Source organism: Streptomyces odonnellii (assembly GCF_000981895.1).
GTDB classification, from domain to species: Bacteria; Actinomycetota; Actinomycetes; order Streptomycetales; family Streptomycetaceae; genus Streptomyces; species Streptomyces odonnellii.
Map to the genome: position 1 here is coordinate 56,911 of NZ_LATD01000005.1, position 17,412 is coordinate 74,322.

Genomic DNA, 17,412 nt, shown 5'->3' on the forward strand with positions numbered 1-17,412 from the left:
GGGTCATCCTCAGGGTGAGGTCGCCTCTCCATGACCGCAACATGAAGGCGGTTCACGCCCAGGACACCGGCGCTTACCCGCTCTCCAGGCGCACCTGGATCTCCTCCTCCTGGTCGCCGAAGGCCGTTCCGATGTCACGGACGGTGAACACGGAGGCCAGGGTTTTCCGCATGCTGTCCACCGCGGTGTAGCCGCCCTGAAGGGTGGCCGTCAGTGGTGCGTCCAGCTTCGCGGGTCCCGGCTTCCTGCGCATTCGGGAGGCGTCGTACGTCGCGATCCATACGGTGGGACGGCGCTCGGCCACCTCCCGGGGGATGTCGTCGGCGGCGCGGTCGCAGGCGAAGGCGGTGCGCAGCACACCGAACACGGCGTGCGCGTCCTCCTTCGCCCCGTTGGTGAGCGCCACCACGACCTCGTCCACGGGCGGGCGCGTACCCTTCCCGGAACTGTTCCCGGAACTCTTCGCGGAACTCTTCACGGGAATCGCTCCTCTCGTTGTCCTTCCAGGCTCTCCCCGGCGGCTCGGACCCGGTGTCGTCGGATCCCGAGGTCCTCCGATCCCGGGTATCTCAGATCCCGAGTTCCTTCAGGAGCGTCGCGCAGAAGGCGTCGAGGTCCGCGGGTTTCCTGCTGGTGATCAGGGTGCTGGGCGCGGAGGTGTCGACCATGACCTGGTCGTCGACCCAGGTGGCGCCCGCGTTGCTCAGATCGGTCCGCAGGCTCGGCCACGAGGTCATCGTCCTGCCGTGCACCACATCGGCCTCGATCAGCGTCCACGGCGCATGGCAGATCGCCGCCACCGGCTTGCCCGCGTCGAAGAAGCCCTTGACGAACGACACGGCTTTCGGGTCCATCCGCAGGGCGTCCGGATTGGCGACGCCCCCGGGCAGGACCAGCGCGTCGTAGTCGTCCACGCCGCTCTCGGACACCGTGCTGTCGACGGGGAACGTGTCCGCCTTGTCCAGGCCGTCAAAGGCCTGGATCTCCCCGGGTGCCGTGGAGACCAGTACGCGATCGCCGCCGGCGTCGCCCACCGCCTGCCACGGTTCGGTCAGCTCGACCTGCTCCACGCCCTTGGGGGCCATGAGGAATGCCACTCGCATGGGATTCACACTCTTTTCGTACAGTTTTGTACTGTCTCGTTCGTGCCTCTCTCCTCTTACTTGTGAAATTCTTCCCGATTTCCGGCGGGCGAGCGCGTCGGGGCGGTGGCGGTACGGAGGCGTCCCGCCAGGTCCGCGGTCCGGTGGCGCAGCCGCTGGAGCGGAGTGGCCGGCAGTTCGCGGGCCGCGCCGCGCGCGTAGTACCGCTCGACGTAGAACTGGCCGACGGACAGCACGCTGGTGACCGCGATGTACCAGAGGGTCGCCACCATCAGCAGCGGGATCACCTGGTACGTGCGGTTGTAGATGAGCTGCACCGAGAAGAGCAGGTCCTGTACGGCGAGGACGCTCACGATGCTCGTCCCCTTCAGAGTGCCTATGAGCATATTGCCCGCGGTCGGGACGATGGAGCGCATCGCCTGCGGCACGATGATCCGGCGCAGCACCCGCCCGCGGCTCAGCCCCAGCGCCTGCGCGGCCTCGGTCTGTCCGCTGTCCACGGAGAGGATGCCGCCGCGCACCACCTCCGCCGCGTAGGCCGCCTCGTGCAGGGTGAGCCCGATCAGGGCGGTGAGTCCCGCGCCGAAGAGGTTCACGGTCTTGAAGGTGAGGAATTCGGGGCCGAAGGGGATCCCGACGCCGAGCGTCGGATAGAGCGCGCCGATGTTGAACCAGAACAGGAGCTGCACCAGCAGCGGGGTGGATCTGAAGATCCATACGTATCCCCAACTGATCGTGCGCAGAACGGGGTTGGCGGACAGCCGCATGACGGCGAAGACGGTGCCGATCAGGAATCCCAGCACCATCACACCCGCGGTGAGCCAGAGGGTGAGCAGCAGTCCGTCCAGTACGGCGGGCGTGGTGAAGTACTGGCCCACCACACTCCACTGGAACCGCTCGTTGCGGACGACCGAGTTGACGACCATCGCGAGAAAGAGCAGCGCCACGGTGCCGGACAGCCACCGGCCGAGGTGACGGCGGGGCACGATACGGGTGATCTCATCGGCCCCGGGCGGCGACAGATCCCGCTTCGGAGAGGCCGCGCCCGAGGAAGACGTGTCCGAAGAAGGCGTGTCCGAGGAGGGCGTGCCTGAAGGGGACGGGCCTGGGGAGGACGGGCCTGATACACCGAGGACATCGGGGGTTGCGGACATGAGGGGGCTCCGGCGGGAGAGAGCGGGCGGCGGTGGACTGCGTACTGCGGACCTCTTCGCGCACACCGCGTCCCTCAACACGGCCGGTACGCCCCGGTGCCGGCCCCGGTTTCACTCAACGGCCGGGCACCACTGGGTCGTACGTCCCTCGATCGTACGGGCGGACTCGGCGCCCTTGTCAAGGAGCGGCGGTGCCGGACCACAGTGCGGGCACCGGTTGACTTCGGTGAACGTACCGTGCTCAATTGGCTCCATGCAGAAGCAGCCGCCGTTGGTCACCCGCGGCCACATCGACTTCGGTCGAGTGTGGTCCGCCTCTTGTTGCGCCTGACGCCCTTCCCGGCACCAGTCGCATCTGACCCGGCAGCGGGCCGTCCGACCGGCCCCTCCCTCCCTCGGTGATTCCGCGGCGGGCCTCTCTCCGCTTCTCCTCCGGGCGCACGCTGCCGTCGTCTCCCTGACGTTCCACGCGCCATTCCGCTGTCTGCGCCATCGCTTCCGAGTCGCCGTCCGCGAGCTTCCGAGTTCCGCCTGCCCGCGTCTGCCACAGCTCTTCCGTCGAGCCGCCGTCCCGCGTCCCGCGGCGTGTGCCCAGGGTTCCTTCGGCATGCCCTCCGGCCGCGTACGGGCGGCTCCTCTTCCCCGCTCGAAAGGTCCGTCATGCCTGTGGAGTTCCTCGGTATCGCCGCCACCCACGACGGGTCGGAGACGAATCCCCGCTCCGGCGCCGCGTTCGACAAGGAGTACACGCTCAGGCTCGCCCGCGCCCATGAGGACCACGGCTGGGACCGGGTGCTGTTCGCGTACGGTTCGGGCTCGCCCGATCCGGCGCCGGCTGCCGCGTTCATCGCCTCCCGGCTGGACCGGCTCCAGATCCTGCTGGCGCACCGGCCGAACGTGTCGTATCCGACGTATGCCGCCAAGACCTTCGCCACGCTGGACCGGATCAGCGAGGGGCGGCTCACGGTCCACTTCATCACCGGAGGCAACGACCACGAGCAGGGCCGCGAGGGCGACACGCTCACCAAGGACCGGCGCTACTCGCGGACGCGCGAGTACATCGAGATCGTCAAGCGGATCTGGACCTCGCACGAGGCCTTCGACCACGAGGGCGAGCACTACCGCTTCCACGACTTCGTCAGCGATGTGTTCCCGGTCCAGCAGCCGCGGCCCGGTGTGTCGTTCGGCGGCTCCTCACCCGCGGCGTACGAGGCGGGCGGCGCCGAGGCCGACATCTACTGCCTGTGGGGCGAGCCGCTGGAGAAGACCGCGGAGCAGATCGAGGCGGTGCGGGCCGCGGCGCTGGCGGCCGGGCGCCCGGCACCGCCCCGTATCCAGGTGGCCTTCCGCCCGATCATCGCCCCGACCGAGGAACTGGCCTGGGAGAAGGCCCACCGGACGGTGGACGCGATCAAGGCGCGCAGGGAGCAGGGCGATCCGGTCCTGGTGCGCCACCACCGCCGGGGAGAGCCCGAGAACACCGGGTCGCAGCGGCTGATCGCGATCGCGGAGTCGGGCGAGCGCTACGACCGGGCGCTGTGGACCGCAACCGCCGCCGCCACCGGCGGCGCGGGCAACTCCAACGCCCTGGTCGGTACGCCCGAGACGGTCGCCGCGGCGCTGCTCGACTACTACGACCTGGGCGTGGACATCATCTCCGCCCGTGGCTACGACCTGCTCGACGACGCCGTCGACTTCGGCCGTCACGTCATCCCGCTGGTCCGTGAAGAGGTCGCCAAGCGGGACGCCGAGCGCGCGGCCGAGGGCGCGCGGAGCCTGGCCGAGGCGGGCTGATGACCTCCGTCGCCGAGCCGGGCGGGCAGACCTGGGTACGGACGGCCCTCTCGGATCCGCTGGTGCTGCCGATGCTGAGCGAGCTGGGCCGGGAGTACGCCACCCGCTACGGCATCGACTCGCGGGACGAGCTGGCCCGCTATCCGGACGAGGAGTTCGAGCCTCCGCACGGGGCCCTGCTGCTGTTGCTGGAGGACGGCGAGCCGGTCGCCGGGGGCGCGTTCCGCCGGTACGACAGCACCACGGCCGAGCTGAAGCGGATCTGGACGCACTCCGCGCACCGGCGGCGGGGGCTGGCCCTGCGGGTGGTCGGCGAGCTGGAACGTACCGCCGCCGCACGGGGCTACCGCCGGATCCATCTGACCACCGGGCCGCGCCAGCCCGAGGCGCGAGGGCTCTATCTCACCGCCGGATACACACCCCTGTTTGACACGAGCGCCGATCCGGAGACCATCGGCCCGCTGCCGTTCGAGAAGGATCTCGCCGGCCGTCCCGCCGGCTCCGCCGAAGGAAAGGTATGACCCCGTGCGCCCCCTGATCCCGGGCCGTACGCGGCCCGCGCGCCGCGACGACAGGCCCGTACGTCCCGTACGTTCACCGCGCCCGTCGCGCGGCCGACTGCCGGCCGTCCTCGCCGCGGCCCTGCTGCTCCCCGTCCTGGCGGGATGCGGTGCGGACACGGTGTCCGGCCCCGGGCCGGCGGGCGCCGCCTCGCCCGCGCCCTCGGACGACGTCACCTCGTCGCTGAAGAAGAACGCGGCGCTGGCGAACCTGCTGCCCGCGGACGTCCGCGCGCAGGGCACGCTCCGTATCGCCTCCTTTGTGGGGGCGCCGCCCAGCGCGTACTTCCCGGACACCTCGACCCGTGAGCCGGCCGGCCTGGACATCGACATCGCCGATGCCGTCAGCAAGCTGCTGGGGCTGCGACTGGAGCGCCAGGACGCGAGTTTCGAGGCGATCCTGCCCGCGCTCGGCAGCGGGAAGTACGACCTGGGCACCGGGAACTTCGGTGTCACCGACGAGCGGCGCAAGACGATCGACTTCGTCACCTACATCAATGACGGGCAGGGGTTCGCCGTCCGCAAGGACGACACGAGCCTCGACAAGGTGACCACGCTGGAACAGCTCTGCGGCAAGACCGTCGGCACGTCGGCGGGCACCACCTTCGAGGCGACGCTCAATTCGCAGAAAGGTGTCTGCGCGGACGCGGGCAAGAAGCCGTACAAGGTCAAGGTCTTCTCCGACCAGGGCGCCATCACGACCAGTCTTCAGCAGGGTCGGATCGATGTGGTCATGTCGACCATCAACGGGCTGCGCTACCAGGCGGCCCAGCCCGCGGCCGGGGTCAGGTTCCTGGGCGAGTTCCACCGGCTCGATGTCGGTTTCGCGTTCGCCAAGGGCTCGCCGCTGCTCAAGGCGTTCCAGGGGGCGGTCAACGAGCTGATCGAGAACGGCACATACGGCCGGATCCTCGAAAAGTGGGGGACGCGGGACTCCGCCATCGAGGAGTCGCAGATCAGTCCGCCCGAAGCGAAGTAGCCGGCAGGAGCCTCCGATGGATACCGCAACCGGCACTCCGGCCGGCACCCCGCCCGTACCGCCGTCCGCGGCACCGCCGACTCCCGTACCGGCGCAGGCTTCCGCGCCGGCCGGTGTCCGTACGGGCGTGCTGACGAGTACGGAAGACCTCGCGGCGCTGAAGGTCGTGCCCGCGCGCCACCACTGGCGGTGGGTGGCGGGGGCGGCGGCGCTGGTCGTCGTCGCGCAGTTCGTCCACGGTCTGGTCACCAATCCGGGCTGGGACTGGGACACCTTCTTTCTCTATCTGTCCACGGACACCGTGCTGAAGGCCGTCTGGGTGACGCTCCAGCTCACCGCCTACGGCACGGTCCTGGGCTTCGCGCTCGGGGTCGTCCTGGCCTTCATGCGGCTGTCGCGCAGCGCGATCCTGCAGACGGTCGCCTGGACGTACATCTGGGCGTTCCGCTCGATCCCGCTCATCGTCCAGCTTCTGTTCTGGTTCAACCTCGCTTACCTGTATCAGGAGTTGGGGGTCGGCGTCCCGTTCGGTCCGGTGCTGTGGAGCTTCGACACGATGAACCTGGTCGGCGCCATGTCGGCCGCCGTCATCGGGCTGGCCCTGCACCAGGCCGCGTACGCCGCGGAGATCGTGCGCGGCGGGATCATCTCGGTGGACGGCGGGCAGTTGGAGGCCGCGGCGGCGCTGGGCATCCCCCGGCCGCGGCAGCTCCGCCGGATCCTGCTGCCGCAGGCGATGCGCGGCATCCTGCCCAATGCCGCCAACGAGGTCATCTCCCTCTTCAAGGGCACCTCGATCGTCTCGGTGATGGCGATCGGCGAGCTGTTCTACCAGGTCCAGGTGATCTACGGACGGAACGGCCGGGTCGTACCGCTGCTGATGGTCGCGACCGCCTGGTACATCCTGCTCACCACCCTGCTGTCCATCGCCCAGTACTACGTGGAGCGGCACTTCGCGCGCGGCGCCGAGCGCACTCCCCCGCCCACCCCGCTCCAGCGGGCCAGAAGCTTCACCCGCAGGATGCGGGCCGCTGCCGCCACCGGAGGTTTTCCGCGATGACTGCCGACACCGACGCCACGGGTGAGAACAGCGGCGAGCTGATGGTCGATGTGCGGGGTGTGCACAAGAACTTCGGCACGCTGGAGGTGCTGCGCGGGGTCGACCTCCAGGTCCGCACGGGCGAGGTCACCGTCGTACTGGGCCCCTCGGGCTCGGGGAAGTCGACCCTGCTGCGCAGCATCAACCACCTCGAAAAGCTCAACCGCGGGTACGTCAGCATCGACGGCGAGCTGATCGGATACCGCCGCTCCGGCTCCAAGCTGCATGAACTCAAGGAGCGGGAGGTCCTGAAGCAGCGGCTCCACATCGGCTTCGTCTTCCAGAACTTCAATCTCTTCCCGCATCTCACCGTCGTCGAGAACATCATCGAGGCCCCGGTCTCCGCGCTGCGCCGACCCCGCAGGGCCGCCGTGGACCAGGCCGCCCGGCTGCTGGAGCGGGTGGGTCTCGCCGACAAGGCCGACGCATATCCGCGGCAGCTCTCCGGTGGTCAGCAGCAGCGGGTGGCCATCGCCCGGGCGCTGGCGCTGGAGCCCAAGGTGCTGCTCTTCGACGAGCCCACCTCGGCGCTCGACCCCGAACTGGTCGGCGAGGTCCTCGATGTGATCAAGGATCTGGCCCGTAGTGGCACCACCATGATCGTGGTCACGCATGAGATCGGCTTCGCCCGCGAGGTCGCCGACACCGTGGTGTTCATGGACGACGGACTGGTCGTCGAGCAGGGTCCGCCGGCCGAGGTGCTCGACCGGCCGCGCCATGAGCGGACCAAGGCCTTTCTCTCCAAGGTCCTGTGACGATCCCGCCCTTTCAACTCCCTCTCATCCGCCCGTATCCAGCGAGGAGCCCTCCGTGCCGTCCAGACGTACCCGCCTCCGCACCACCGCCGCACTGCTCGGCCTGATCACCGTGCTCTCCCTCTCGGCCTGCGGCGATCCGGCCGACGGCGCCACCGACGAGGTGTCGGCCAAGGGCTCCGGGAACGAGGGGCTGAAGATCAATCTTGGCCCTGACCAGAAGCGGATCAGCACGGCGAAGGTCGAGTCCGTCGCCGCGCTCGTCCCCGCGGCCATCCGGAAGCGCGGCACCCTGGAGATCGTCAACTCTGCCGGTTCCGTACCGCCGTTGGACTTCTACGCGACCGACGACAGGACGGTGATCGGGGTGGAGCCGGACATCGCCTCGCTGGTCGCGGATGTGCTCGGGCTGAAGCCTCACTACAACACGGTCGACTGGGCGAACATCTTCGTCGGCCTGGACAGCGGGAAGTACGACGCCGGGTTCGGCAACATCACCGTCACGGAGGAGCGCAAGGAGAAGTACGACTTCGCCACCTACCGTCTGGACAATCTGGCGTTCGAGACGAAGAAGGGCGGTGGCGACTGGAAGGTCGCGGGCCCCGAGGACGTGGCGGGTAAGACGATCGGCGTGGCCTCCGGCACCAACCAGGAGAAGCTGCTGGTCGACTGGAGCGAGCAGAACGTCAAGAACGGTCTGAAGGCCACGGACATCAAGTACTACCAGAACGCGAGCGACTACTACCTCGCGCTCGGCTCCGGCCGCCTCGACGCCTATCTCGGCCCCAACCCCACCGCCGCCTACCATGCCGCCGCCACCGGCGAGACCGAGATCATCGGTACGTACTCGGGCGGCGGTGCCGAGGTACAGGGCAAGATCGCGGCCACCACCAAGAAGGACAACGGCCTGGTCAAGGCGCTTCAGCAGGCGCTCGACACCGTGATCAAGAACGGTACGTACGAGAAGGTGCTGGCGCGCTGGGGCCTGACGAGCGAGGCCGTGACCTCCTCCGAGCTGAACCCGCCGGGGCTGCCGAAGACCGCTCCGTAACCCGCTTCGAGCCCGTCCGCCGTACGAGGTACGAGGTACGAGGACAGAACACGGCGGCCCGTCCGCCGCCCGAGGACGACCCGGCCGCCCGACGGGCCCGGCGAAAGCCCCCGTACCCCCGAACGGGTTGTCGGCATCCCTGACCCGGTGTCGTCCGCCGTGGGAGAGCCGGGCGGCCCGGCCACGCCGATGAGACTCACGGATGTGACGGATACGCAGGGAGAAGGCGGCGCCGACGGCCGGGGAAGCCGGGACGGCGGGCGGGCCCGGAACACGGAGGACACCGAAGGCACGCCCGTGCCCGTCGTCGTGGAGAAGCCCGACGCGCACCAGGCGATGCTGCTGCGGCAGGTGGGCCATGAGTGGGGGCGGGTGTCCGCCACCCGTGACGCCTGGCGCGCGGCGCTGCCGGTGGATCCTGACGTCGGCAGCTATCCCGATCCGGCGCAGATCGTGCCGGCCCGCTTCGGCCGGATCGTCCAGGTGCCTCCGCTGGGCGGACTGCCGCTGCCCGCGGATGTGGGCGTGGTGGAAGCGGGCACGCCGGGGCGGCGCCGGCCGGGTCCGTGGCTGCGGCACGCACTGCTGGGGGCGCCGCTGCGGAGCACGGCGATCGCGCGGGAGCGGATGCGGAAGACCGTGGCGCTGCCGGTCCTCTCGGCGGACGCGCTGTCGTCGGTCGCGTACGGTCCCGAGGCGCTGCTGGCCGTGCTGGTACTGGCCGGTACGGCGGGGCTCGTGTACGCGGTGCCGGTGGCCGGGGCGATCGTCTTCCTGATGCTCGCAGTCGGGCTGTCGTACCGTCAGACGATCCGCGCGTACCCGCACGGCGGCGGCTCGTACATCGTCGCGACGGACAATCTCGGCCGGGTGCCGGGGCTGATGGCCGCGGCCGGTCTGCTGACGGACTATGTCCTGACGGTGGCGGTCTCCGTCTCGTCCGGGATGGCGGCGGTCACCTCGGCGCTTCCGGGGCTGGCCGACGATGTCGTGCTGATCGGGCTGCTGGTCATCGCCGTGCTGCTGGCGGGGAATCTACGGGGTGTCAGACAGGCGGGCGCGCTGTTCGCGGCACCGACGTACGCCTTTGTGATCGCCGTGCTCGCGCTGGTGGCCGCGGGTCTGTACGACGCGGCGGGGCGGGGCTTCCAGCCCGTGCCCGCGCCTTCGACACACGCGGTCGAGGGGGTCGGTCTGCTGCTGGTGATGCGGGCGTTCGCCTCGGGGTCGACGGCGATGACCGGTATCGAGGCGATCTCGAACGCGGTGCCCGCGTTCGAGCCGGTCGCCTGGCGCAATGCCCGTACGACACTGTCCTGGATGATCGGACTGCTCGTCACCCTGTTCGCGGGCACGATCGCGGTGGTCCATCTGTCGGGTGTGGTGCCCGAGTCGCAGGAGACCGTCCTCTCCCAGCTCGCCCATCTCAGCTTCGGCTCCGGCGGGATGTACATCTTCATCCAGGCGGCGACGGCACTGGTGCTGCTGCTGGCGGCGAACACCGCGTTCAACGACTTTCCACGGGTGCTGTATCTGCTGGCGCGCGACGACCACGCACCCCGGATCTTTCTGCGGCTCGGGGACCGGCTGGCGTTCAGCAACGGCATCATCCTGCTGTCCGTGCTGGCCGCGGTGATCTTCGCGTCCTTCGACGGGAAGACCGCGTCACTCATTCCGCTGTACGCCGTCGGGGTCTTTCTCGCCTTCACCCTGTCGCAGTGCGGCATGGTGGTCCACTGGTGGCGGCGACGCGACCGGCACTGGCGCAAGAGCCTCGCCTTCAACGCGACGGGCGCCGTGCTCTCGGCCGTGGTCTTCATCACGGCGGGCATCACCAAGTTCACCGAGGGCGCGTGGCTCGCCATTCTCACCATCGCCCTGTTCCTGCTGGTGACCACCAGGATCAGGCGCCATTACGACACGGTGCGCGGGGCGCTGCGGCTGCACGCGCGGAGCATCGAGATCCCGGGCCGTACGCTCCGGGCGCGGCCGGAGACCCGTGCACCGGAGGAGGAGGAAGAGAAGAAGGAGGGGAAGGAGGGCGCCGAGGGCCCGTCAGAGCGCGTCCCCGTCAGGAAGAGACGGGTGGAGCGCAGGGAACGGAAGAAGCCGGAGGCGCCCGAGGAGGAGCAGGAGCAGACCCCCGAGGAGATCAGACATCTCTCCGTCGTCCTGGTCGACGAGCTGCACCAGGCGAGCATGCGCGCCCTGGCCTATGCCGCCTCTCTCCAGCAGCCCGTGCTGGCCCTGCATGTGAGTCCCAGTGACGAGGACGCCCGGCGCTTCCGCGAGAGCTGGCAGCTCTGGGGCGACCATCTGCCGCTGAGAATCGTCATTTCCCCCTACCGGGCCATCGTGACCCCGCTGATCAGCTATATCGAGCAATTGCACCATCAGCGCCCCGATCTGACGATCACCGTCATCCTGCCCGAGATCGTCGTACGCCACTGGTGGCACCGCATCCTGCACAGCCCGCTGGCGGGGCGGCTGCGCCGGGCGCTGCGACCGCTGCCCAAGATCGTGGTGACGACCGTGCCCTTCCATGTGTACGGCGGGGTGTACGACGGCCCTGAGCCCTCCGGGGAGGCGGAAAGCGTATGGAATGCTCAGCCACTGTCCTGATTGGTCGATTTGTCGGTTTCATCCTAGGGTGGGCGATGGCACTGCCCAGGGAGGGCAAGTGTGTCTACACGAGGAGCCCATGATGCTTTCTCAGACCATCCGGCCGGGAGAAATCACCCTGGACCACCGCGCGTTGGGTGCGGCCATGGCCGAGCCCGAGGCCCCTTACAGCGATGCGCCGGTCTACGCGCCGGAGGCGGCGGGCCTGCTGCTTCTGCTGTTGCTTCTGTCCCCGAAGGAGCCAAAGGAGCCGAAGGGCCTGTGAGCCAGGACCGGTCGCGGACCACCTACCAAGAATCAGCGGCCGGCCTGGCACGGCGTGCCCTCGGCGCCCTTCACGGCGCCGGGGGCACGGCCATGGTCGCCGAACATGTCGAGAGCGAGCGGGACCCCGGCGCGGCACTGGCTGCCATCCGTATCCTCGGCGCGGATGTCCTCGCCCCGGCCGTACTGGCGGGCACCGCGTTCCATCCGCTGGACGCGGAGGCCGTGGCCTTGTCCTTCACGGCCCTGCCGCCCTCGCGGGAGGAGCCGCTGCCGCCGCCGACCGGGCCCGAGGAGCCCTGGCTGATGGCCTGGCGCGACTGGGGCACGGTCACCCTGCTGACCGTCCTGACCAGCGGAGACACCGCGCGTACGGGTGTCCCCCGGCCGACCTCGCCGCCTGCCGGGGTGGCCGCGCCAAGGGACGGTACGGGGTGGGCGGACTGGTCGGTCAGGATGGGCCGGCTCTCCGCGCTGGCGCTGCCGGGGCTGGAGAGTCCGGTGCACGACGCGGCGCGCGGCGCACCGCTGGCACTGGCCCGCGGCGCGACCCGTGCCGTACTGCGCAGGGACTATCCGACCGCCGCGCGGATCGTACGGTGGCTGGCGTGGCTGCACGCGGACGGGGTGGAGCTGCCGCTCGACCCGGCGCCGCTGGTGGAGCACATCGGGCTGATGGCGGGCGGTGACCGGCTGGCGCTGGACACGGCGATCGCGCGCCGACTGATCGACGTCTGACGACCGCTCATGGGCGACCGGCTGCCCGTACGTACAGCCTCACCGCCGGGACCGCCGCCCGCACTGCCGCTCGGCACCGCCGATCTCAACCGACCCGACCGCCACGCCGCTCGTCCCGGGCCGCTGCCCGTTTCAACTTCAACGAACCGCCGGGCCGCGCCCGCTCACCGCGCCTCCCTTTCCCGCTGATCCCCACCGACCGCATCCTCCCGTTTCCGTATCCCCACTCGCTCACCAGGCCCTGTCTGACAGACCGTCACCCGATCGGACCGAGACCCCGTCATGCCGATGCCCGTCACACAAACCGCCCATCGGATCACGTCCCGCGCCCTGACCTGGCTTCACTCGAACCGCGAGCACAGCACGCTCCCGCCCGGCACCACCGCCGAACTCGCCGAGCCCGACAGTGTCTACAAGCCCCTCGGCGAGACCGCTCTCGCCGCCTCCCTCGTGCTGCGCGAGGCGGTGGCCGGCAGCACCGAGCTGCGTCTCGCCCGCGAGCTGCTGGACTTCTCCTGGGAGCAGCTCGGCGCCGGCGCCATGCTCCATGAGCGGCTGCTGCGCTATCCGATGATGAGCGACCCGCTGGAGACCTACACCCACTTCGCCAGGAGCGGCTACCGCCACGAGGGTCTTGACCGGCTGCTCGCGCACACCACCTCGCTCCGCTCCGCCCGCGCCGTCGAGGTGATGCCCAACCGGCGTCTCGCCATCGCCAACGCCGCCCGGGTCGGCGGGTTCGACCAGGGCGACCGGGCCGCGGACTGGGCCGCGCTGACCCGGGCGACCTGGCTGGGCGCGCTCCCGGAGCCATGGCTCATCGACTGGATGACCGCCTACCACATGACGCACACGGTCTTCCATCTCACCGACTGGGGCCGCGTCCCCGCCGATCTGCCCGTCGAACTGGCCGCCTATCTCACCGACTGGCTGCCCGCCTGGATCGACATCTGGGCCGAGATCGCCGAGTGGGACCTGGTGGCCGAACTGATGATCGTCGGCAGTTCGCTGCCCGATCCCCTCTGCGACCCGGCGGACTGGGAGCGGCTCGCCCGCCTCCAGCACGAGGACGGGCTGATGCCCCGCGACGGCCACCCCGTCGCCGGGGATGCCGGCGAACGCTTCGCGGCGCACCACCACACCACCGTGGTGGCCGCGGTCGCCGGTACGCTCGCCGTCTCCCGCACCCTCGGCACCCGTCGATGACGACGGGCACCGCCGGGACGGCACAGGCGGCGCCGGCCGACCCCCGGCCGGCGCCGCCCGCCTGGGCCCACGGTCCCGCGGCGGCCATCGCCGGCGCGGCCCGTGGCGCCACCGGGGTCGCCGTGGCGCTCCGGCACGGTGACCGGCGGGCCGTGCTGACCTATGGCAGCACCGCGCGCGAGGGCGGGTCACCGGTCACGGCCGCCACCCGGTTCGAGACCGGTTCGCTGACCAAGTGCCTCACCGCGCTGCTGCTGGCCGAACTGGCCGCCTGCGGCGAGGTCTCGTACGACGATCCGCTCACCCGGTTCCTGCCGAACGGCACCGTTCCCGCACCGCGCGGCGGGCCCATCACCCTGCTTCACCTGGCCACCCACACCTCCGGGCTGCCCCGGCTGCCGCCCGGGCTGCTCGCCGGGGCGGTCCCGCGCTGGTTCACCAATCCGTACGCCGGCTTCCGCACCGACGATCTGCTGCGCGCGCTCGCCAGGACCCGGCTGTCCGCCCCTCCGGGCGAGCGGGTGCGGTACTCCAACTTCGGTGTGGGGCTGCTCGGGCATCTCCTGGCGCGGGCGGTGCCGGGCCGGCGGGGGTACGGGGAACTGCTCGCGGACCGGGTGCTGGACCCGCTCGGTCTGTACGGAACGACCTGCGCGCCCGGTGTTCCGCAGGCCACCGGCCATCTGCACGGACGCCCCCGGCCGCCCTGGCGGATCCCGGGGCTCGCCCCGGCGGGCGCGATCCTGTCCACCGCCGGTGATCTGCTGACCCTGCTCGACGCCCTGCTGGATCCCCCGACCGGTCCTGGGGCCCTGCCGACGCCCCTCGGAACGGCGCTCGCGGATGTGGTCCGCCCCCGGCTCGCGCTGCCCGGCGGCACCAGGCGGCTGGCGCTCGTCTGGAACATCCGGGTCCGGCCGGACGGCGATGTGTACCACCACTCCGGCGGCACCAGGGGCTTCACCGCCTTCGCCGGATTCTGTCCGTACCACCGCACCGCCGTGGCAGCCCTGGCGAACTCCGGCCCAACCGTCGGCCAGCACTTCATCCAGAGTGCCTATCAGGCGCTGTTGTCACTGCCGAAGCTGTCCTGACGTATCGTCATGTCTTCTTGAGGGAAGGCGTGTTCAGCCGCCGATCGGTGGCAGATCGGGGCCGATGGTGAGGGTCACCGTGCCCGGGGCGGCTCTGTCCGAGAAGACCGGGACCACGCCCGGGATCCGTGCCGCCACCGTTCTGGCCTGCGCGGCGAGGCCCTCCGGGTGGACGAGCGTGGTACGGGCGGCCCGTGCGGGCGCGTTGCCGGTCACGGCGATACGGAAACCCAGCGCGCGCAGCCGCCCGGCCGTCTCACGGGCCCTGCCGGTCACACCGGTGCCGTTGAGGACGGTGATACGGATGGTGTTCGCCGCCGGGGGCAGGGTGCGGGCCGCCTCGTTCAGATTGGCCTCGGTCATCTCCCGGTCGAGGGCGAGAGCGGTGAACAGCCGCCGCGCGGCATGGGCGTTCCAGACGACATTGGCCTTGTCGCTCGGAACGTCCCGCTCCCGTGGGTAGTTGGGGACTGTCAGAAACGAAATGCGCTCGGTGGGAACCCTCTTGAGGTCCGAGGCCAGTTCGTAGAGGGGCTTCAGACCGGCGAGTTCGGGATCGGTGGTCAGCGATCCGGTGGCCGAGTCGAGGAATCCGTACAGGGCTCCGGGGTCATAGAGCCTGGCCTTGGCCCGGTCGGCGAGGGCCCGCATGAACTCCTGCTGGCGGCCGATCCGTCCGATGTCCGTTCCGTCGCCGAGGCTGTAGCGGGCCCGCACATAACCGAGGGCCTGGGAGTCCCTGACCGTCTGGCAGCCCGCGCGCAGATCGAGATGGGCCTTTCTGTCGTGGATGGGCCGCCGGGGACAGACCTCGACTCCGCCCAGGGCGTTGACCATTCCGGTGAACCCGCGGAAGTCCACGATGAGGAAGTGGTCGACGCGGACGCGGGTGTTCTCCTCGACGGTCCTGATCGTACAGGCGGCGGCCCTGCCCGTGTCGCCGGTCGAACCGCCGATCGCGAAGGCCGCGTTGATCTTGAAGTGGTGCGGTACGGAGTAGGCGCCGCCGCCCTGGTCGCAGCCGGGGATCCGGACCCAGGAGTCACGGGGGAAGGACACCACGGTGGCCCAGCGCCCGTCACCGCCGATGTGGAGCAGTATCAGGGTGTCGGACTGCATGGTGGTCAGGCCTCTGCCGTAGCTGTCGCCCGTACCGCTGCGGCTGTCGGAGCCGATGATCAGGATGTTCCGGCCGCCCTGGGTGGCGCTCGGCCGGTCGTCGCCGAGTGCGCCGTCCACACCCGCGCGGTGGATGTTGCCGCTGAGCCGGTTGTAGATCCAGCCGCCCGTCCCGGAGGTGCCCAGCACGAGCAGGGCGGCGGCCAGGGCGATCCAGCGGCCGATCCGGGGGCGGGGAGCGCGGGGACGCGGGCGTCCCGCGCCGCGCGCCGGCCGGTTCCCCGGGCTCTTGGATACTGCTGTCACGGCGTCAGACTCCTTATTGCGGCCCGGTCATGCAGGATCGTACGGGCAGGGACGTGCCGGATGTACCGGATGTGTCGGACGATCATTCCTCCGGGAACGGACCCTCCGCTCCTCCGGGAAGGGAGCCCTCTGCTTCATCCCGCCAGTCGCCGCACTGGGCCGGGAGGGGCCCGGGCCCTGGCCCTTCCCGGCCGTCGGCTGCGGGTCCCCGGGGAGGCTCCGGCCGCTGCCTCGGGCCTCCCGCGCGGGTACGTCGTACGGCTCTGTCCGGTGGCCCGGCACCGGGCGGTGCCGTGTAGTGGAGGGTGTGGCCGCCCCGGCCGGGCGCCAGGCCCTGTCCGGCGGGCCGCCCGTGCGACGGCCGGATCGGAGGAGCCTCGATGAGGAGCACGTCCAGCACGGCCCGTGCCATGGCCGCGGCCCTGCTCTGCACCGCGGCGGCCGGCTGCGCCGGAAGCGGTACGGGCGGACCGGCGGTACGGTCCCGTGCGGCACCCGACGGCGGCACGGTGGAGACGCCCTCACGATCCGCGCCCTCACCCCCCGTGCCCGGCGACGCGGGCCGCTCCCCACCGCGCGGGGGCGAGGTGTCCGCGAGGTCCACCGGACTCGGCACGATCCTGGTCGACGGCGCGGGCCGCACCCTACTATCTCTTCGAGGGCGACACGGAGAACGTGTCCACCTGCACAGGGCCCTGCGTCACGGTCTGGTCCCCGCTGACCGTCACCGGAAACGGAAGGGCGACCGCGGGGAGCGGCGGCGTCAAGGAGCGGCTGCTCGCCACCACCGTCCGGAGTGACGGCGCCCGGCAGGTCACCTACAACGGCCACCCCCTGTACACCTTCCAGGACGACCACAAGCCCGGCGACACCAATGGCCAGGGCGACATCTCCTTCCACCACAGGTGGTACGTCGTCGACACCGCGGGCAACAGGAACACCACCCCGCAGCAGGACACCGGCGGTCTCTACTGATCCCCCCGGCTCCGGGCCCAGGGCCCGTCCGCGGCCACCGGTGAGACAGGAGAAGCGATGTCCTCAGGCACGTCCGTCGTATCCCCCCGCCGCGGACGGAAGCTCCGTGTGCTGAGGGGGGCCGCCCGGCTGGTGGCCGCCGCCGGTCTGGCGGTGAACGCCTATGTCCACGCCGATCTCGCCCCCGCGTACGACCTCGTCTCGGAGAACATCAGCCAGGGGACCCTCTTCCGCATCGAGGCCGCTCTCGGCTCGCTCGCGGCCCTGCTCCTGCTGGTCTGGCACCGGCTGATCAGCGATCTCTTCGCCTGGTGCGTGGCGGCCGGCGGGCTGGCGCTGCTGCTGGTGTACCGGTACGTGGACGTCGGTACGCTCGGACCGTTCCCGAACATGTACGAGCCGGTCTGGTACACCGAGAAGTCCGTCGCCGCGATCGCCCAGGCGATCGCCGTACTCGCCACCGTCTTCCTGCTGGTCACCCATCACTGGCGCCGCGGCCGGGGCGCCCACGCGGGCCTGGGCAACCGAAGACGGCGCCGCGCCGGGGGTTCCTGAGCCGTGTGGACCCCCCCCCGGCGCGGACCGCGGACGCG

Annotated in this window: 17 protein-coding genes; 13 read left to right on the forward strand and 4 right to left on the reverse strand. The window is 70.6% G+C overall.

What is annotated here, in order from left to right; translation table 11 throughout:
- Window positions 1-73: 73 nt before the first annotated feature.
- The 3 genes from WH07_RS00855 to WH07_RS00865 all read right to left on the reverse strand — a co-directional run bounded on the left by WH07_RS00855 (window position 74) and on the right by WH07_RS00865 (window position 2,257).
- Entirely contained in the window at window positions 74-478 is a 405-nt protein-coding gene (locus tag WH07_RS00855; protein ID WP_232788654.1) for a hypothetical protein, read from the reverse strand.
- Between the two features lie 91 nt (window positions 479-569).
- Window positions 570-1,103: a type 1 glutamine amidotransferase domain-containing protein gene (locus WH07_RS00860; RefSeq protein WP_046494221.1), complete on the reverse strand. Its 534-nt coding sequence runs from the start codon at window positions 1,101-1,103 to the stop codon at window positions 570-572.
- A 56-nt stretch (window positions 1,104-1,159) separates the two neighbouring features.
- A complete protein-coding gene (locus WH07_RS00865; RefSeq protein ID WP_079022844.1) occupies window positions 1,160-2,257 on the reverse strand; it encodes an amino acid ABC transporter permease in 1,098 nt (365 codons plus the stop codon).
- Window positions 2,258-2,917: 660 nt separating this feature from the next.
- On the opposite strand from WH07_RS00865, the gene WH07_RS00870 reads away from it, so the two are divergent.
- The 11 genes from WH07_RS00870 (at window position 2,918) to WH07_RS00920 (ending at window position 14,419) form a co-directional block, all read left to right on the forward strand.
- On the forward strand, window positions 2,918-4,051 hold the full coding sequence (locus WH07_RS00870; RefSeq protein ID WP_046494222.1) for an LLM class flavin-dependent oxidoreductase: 1,134 nt from the start codon (window positions 2,918-2,920) through the stop codon (window positions 4,049-4,051).
- Complete coding sequence (locus WH07_RS00875; RefSeq protein WP_046494223.1) at window positions 4,051-4,572, forward strand: GNAT family N-acetyltransferase; 522 nt, start codon at window positions 4,051-4,053, stop codon at window positions 4,570-4,572. The genes WH07_RS00870 and WH07_RS00875 overlap by 1 nt, the downstream gene beginning before the upstream one ends.
- 97 nt (window positions 4,573-4,669) lie before the next feature.
- A complete protein-coding gene (locus tag WH07_RS00880; protein WP_046494270.1) occupies window positions 4,670-5,590 on the forward strand; it encodes an ABC transporter substrate-binding protein in 921 nt (306 codons plus the stop codon).
- A 16-nt stretch (window positions 5,591-5,606) separates the two neighbouring features.
- Complete coding sequence (locus tag WH07_RS00885) at window positions 5,607-6,650, forward strand: amino acid ABC transporter permease (protein WP_079022845.1); 1,044 nt, start codon at window positions 5,607-5,609, stop codon at window positions 6,648-6,650.
- Window positions 6,647-7,444, forward strand: coding sequence for an amino acid ABC transporter ATP-binding protein (locus WH07_RS00890; protein WP_046494224.1), 798 nt, complete (start codon window positions 6,647-6,649; stop codon window positions 7,442-7,444). Before WH07_RS00885 ends, WH07_RS00890 begins: the two co-directional genes overlap by 4 nt.
- 55 nt (window positions 7,445-7,499) lie before the next feature.
- Window positions 7,500-8,495 carry an ABC transporter substrate-binding protein gene (locus WH07_RS00895; RefSeq protein ID WP_046494225.1) on the forward strand — a complete coding sequence of 332 codons (996 nt, stop codon included), beginning with the start codon at window positions 7,500-7,502 and terminating at the stop codon, window positions 8,493-8,495.
- A gap of 627 nt (window positions 8,496-9,122) precedes the next feature.
- The gene (locus tag WH07_RS00900; RefSeq protein ID WP_232788660.1) at window positions 9,123-11,117 is read left to right on the forward strand and encodes an APC family permease; all 1,995 of its coding nucleotides are present in this window, start codon (window positions 9,123-9,125) and stop codon (window positions 11,115-11,117) included.
- A gap of 79 nt (window positions 11,118-11,196) precedes the next feature.
- Window positions 11,197-11,382, forward strand: coding sequence for a hypothetical protein (locus tag WH07_RS00905; protein ID WP_376386584.1), 186 nt, complete (start codon window positions 11,197-11,199; stop codon window positions 11,380-11,382).
- Window positions 11,379-12,119, forward strand: a complete 741-nt coding sequence (locus WH07_RS00910; protein WP_046494226.1) for a hypothetical protein — start codon at window positions 11,379-11,381, stop codon at window positions 12,117-12,119. The genes WH07_RS00905 and WH07_RS00910 overlap by 4 nt, the downstream gene beginning before the upstream one ends.
- A 282-nt stretch (window positions 12,120-12,401) precedes the next feature.
- Window positions 12,402-13,325, forward strand: a complete 924-nt coding sequence (locus WH07_RS00915; RefSeq protein ID WP_046494227.1) for a DUF6895 family protein — start codon at window positions 12,402-12,404, stop codon at window positions 13,323-13,325.
- Window positions 13,322-14,419, forward strand: a complete 1,098-nt coding sequence (locus WH07_RS00920; RefSeq protein ID WP_079022848.1) for a serine hydrolase domain-containing protein — start codon at window positions 13,322-13,324, stop codon at window positions 14,417-14,419. Before WH07_RS00915 ends, WH07_RS00920 begins: the two co-directional genes overlap by 4 nt.
- Before the next feature lie 33 nt (window positions 14,420-14,452).
- On the opposite strand, the gene WH07_RS00925 is transcribed toward WH07_RS00920, so the two are convergent.
- Window positions 14,453-15,844, reverse strand: coding sequence for an LCP family protein (locus WH07_RS00925; RefSeq protein WP_232788655.1), 1,392 nt, complete (start codon window positions 15,842-15,844; stop codon window positions 14,453-14,455).
- Window positions 15,845-16,519: 675 nt separating this feature from the next.
- Here WH07_RS00925 and WH07_RS40735 point away from each other — a divergent pair.
- Together WH07_RS40735 and WH07_RS00935 are read left to right on the forward strand one after the other, a co-directional pair.
- On the forward strand, window positions 16,520-16,819 hold the full coding sequence (locus WH07_RS40735; RefSeq protein WP_052744181.1) for a COG4315 family predicted lipoprotein: 300 nt from the start codon (window positions 16,520-16,522) through the stop codon (window positions 16,817-16,819).
- 108 nt (window positions 16,820-16,927) lie between these two features.
- On the forward strand, window positions 16,928-17,374 hold the full coding sequence (locus tag WH07_RS00935) for a hypothetical protein (RefSeq protein WP_232788656.1): 447 nt from the start codon (window positions 16,928-16,930) through the stop codon (window positions 17,372-17,374).
- Window positions 17,375-17,412: the final 38 nt, after the last annotated feature.

Bases quoted from the DNA above. Each gene is read 5' to 3' on its own strand.
- WH07_RS00860 (WP_046494221.1), bottom strand. From the start codon at position 1,103: ATGCGAGTGGCATTCCTCATGGCCCCCAAGGGCGTGGAGCAGGTCGAG.
- WH07_RS00865 (WP_079022844.1), bottom strand. From the start codon at position 2,257: ATGTCCGCAACCCCCGATGTCCTCGGTGTATCAGGCCCGTCCTCCCCA.
- WH07_RS00870 (WP_046494222.1), top strand. From the start codon at position 2,918: ATGCCTGTGGAGTTCCTCGGTATCGCCGCCACCCACGACGGGTCGGAG.
- WH07_RS00875 (WP_046494223.1), top strand. From the start codon at position 4,051: ATGACCTCCGTCGCCGAGCCGGGCGGGCAGACCTGGGTACGGACGGCC.
- WH07_RS00885 (WP_079022845.1), top strand. From the start codon at position 5,607: ATGGATACCGCAACCGGCACTCCGGCCGGCACCCCGCCCGTACCGCCG.
- WH07_RS00890 (WP_046494224.1), top strand. From the start codon at position 6,647: ATGACTGCCGACACCGACGCCACGGGTGAGAACAGCGGCGAGCTGATG.
- WH07_RS00900 (WP_232788660.1), top strand. From the start codon at position 9,123: ATGCGGAAGACCGTGGCGCTGCCGGTCCTCTCGGCGGACGCGCTGTCG.
- WH07_RS00905 (WP_376386584.1), top strand. From the start codon at position 11,197: ATGATGCTTTCTCAGACCATCCGGCCGGGAGAAATCACCCTGGACCAC.
- WH07_RS00915 (WP_046494227.1), top strand. From the start codon at position 12,402: ATGCCGATGCCCGTCACACAAACCGCCCATCGGATCACGTCCCGCGCC.
- WH07_RS00920 (WP_079022848.1), top strand. From the start codon at position 13,322: ATGACGACGGGCACCGCCGGGACGGCACAGGCGGCGCCGGCCGACCCC.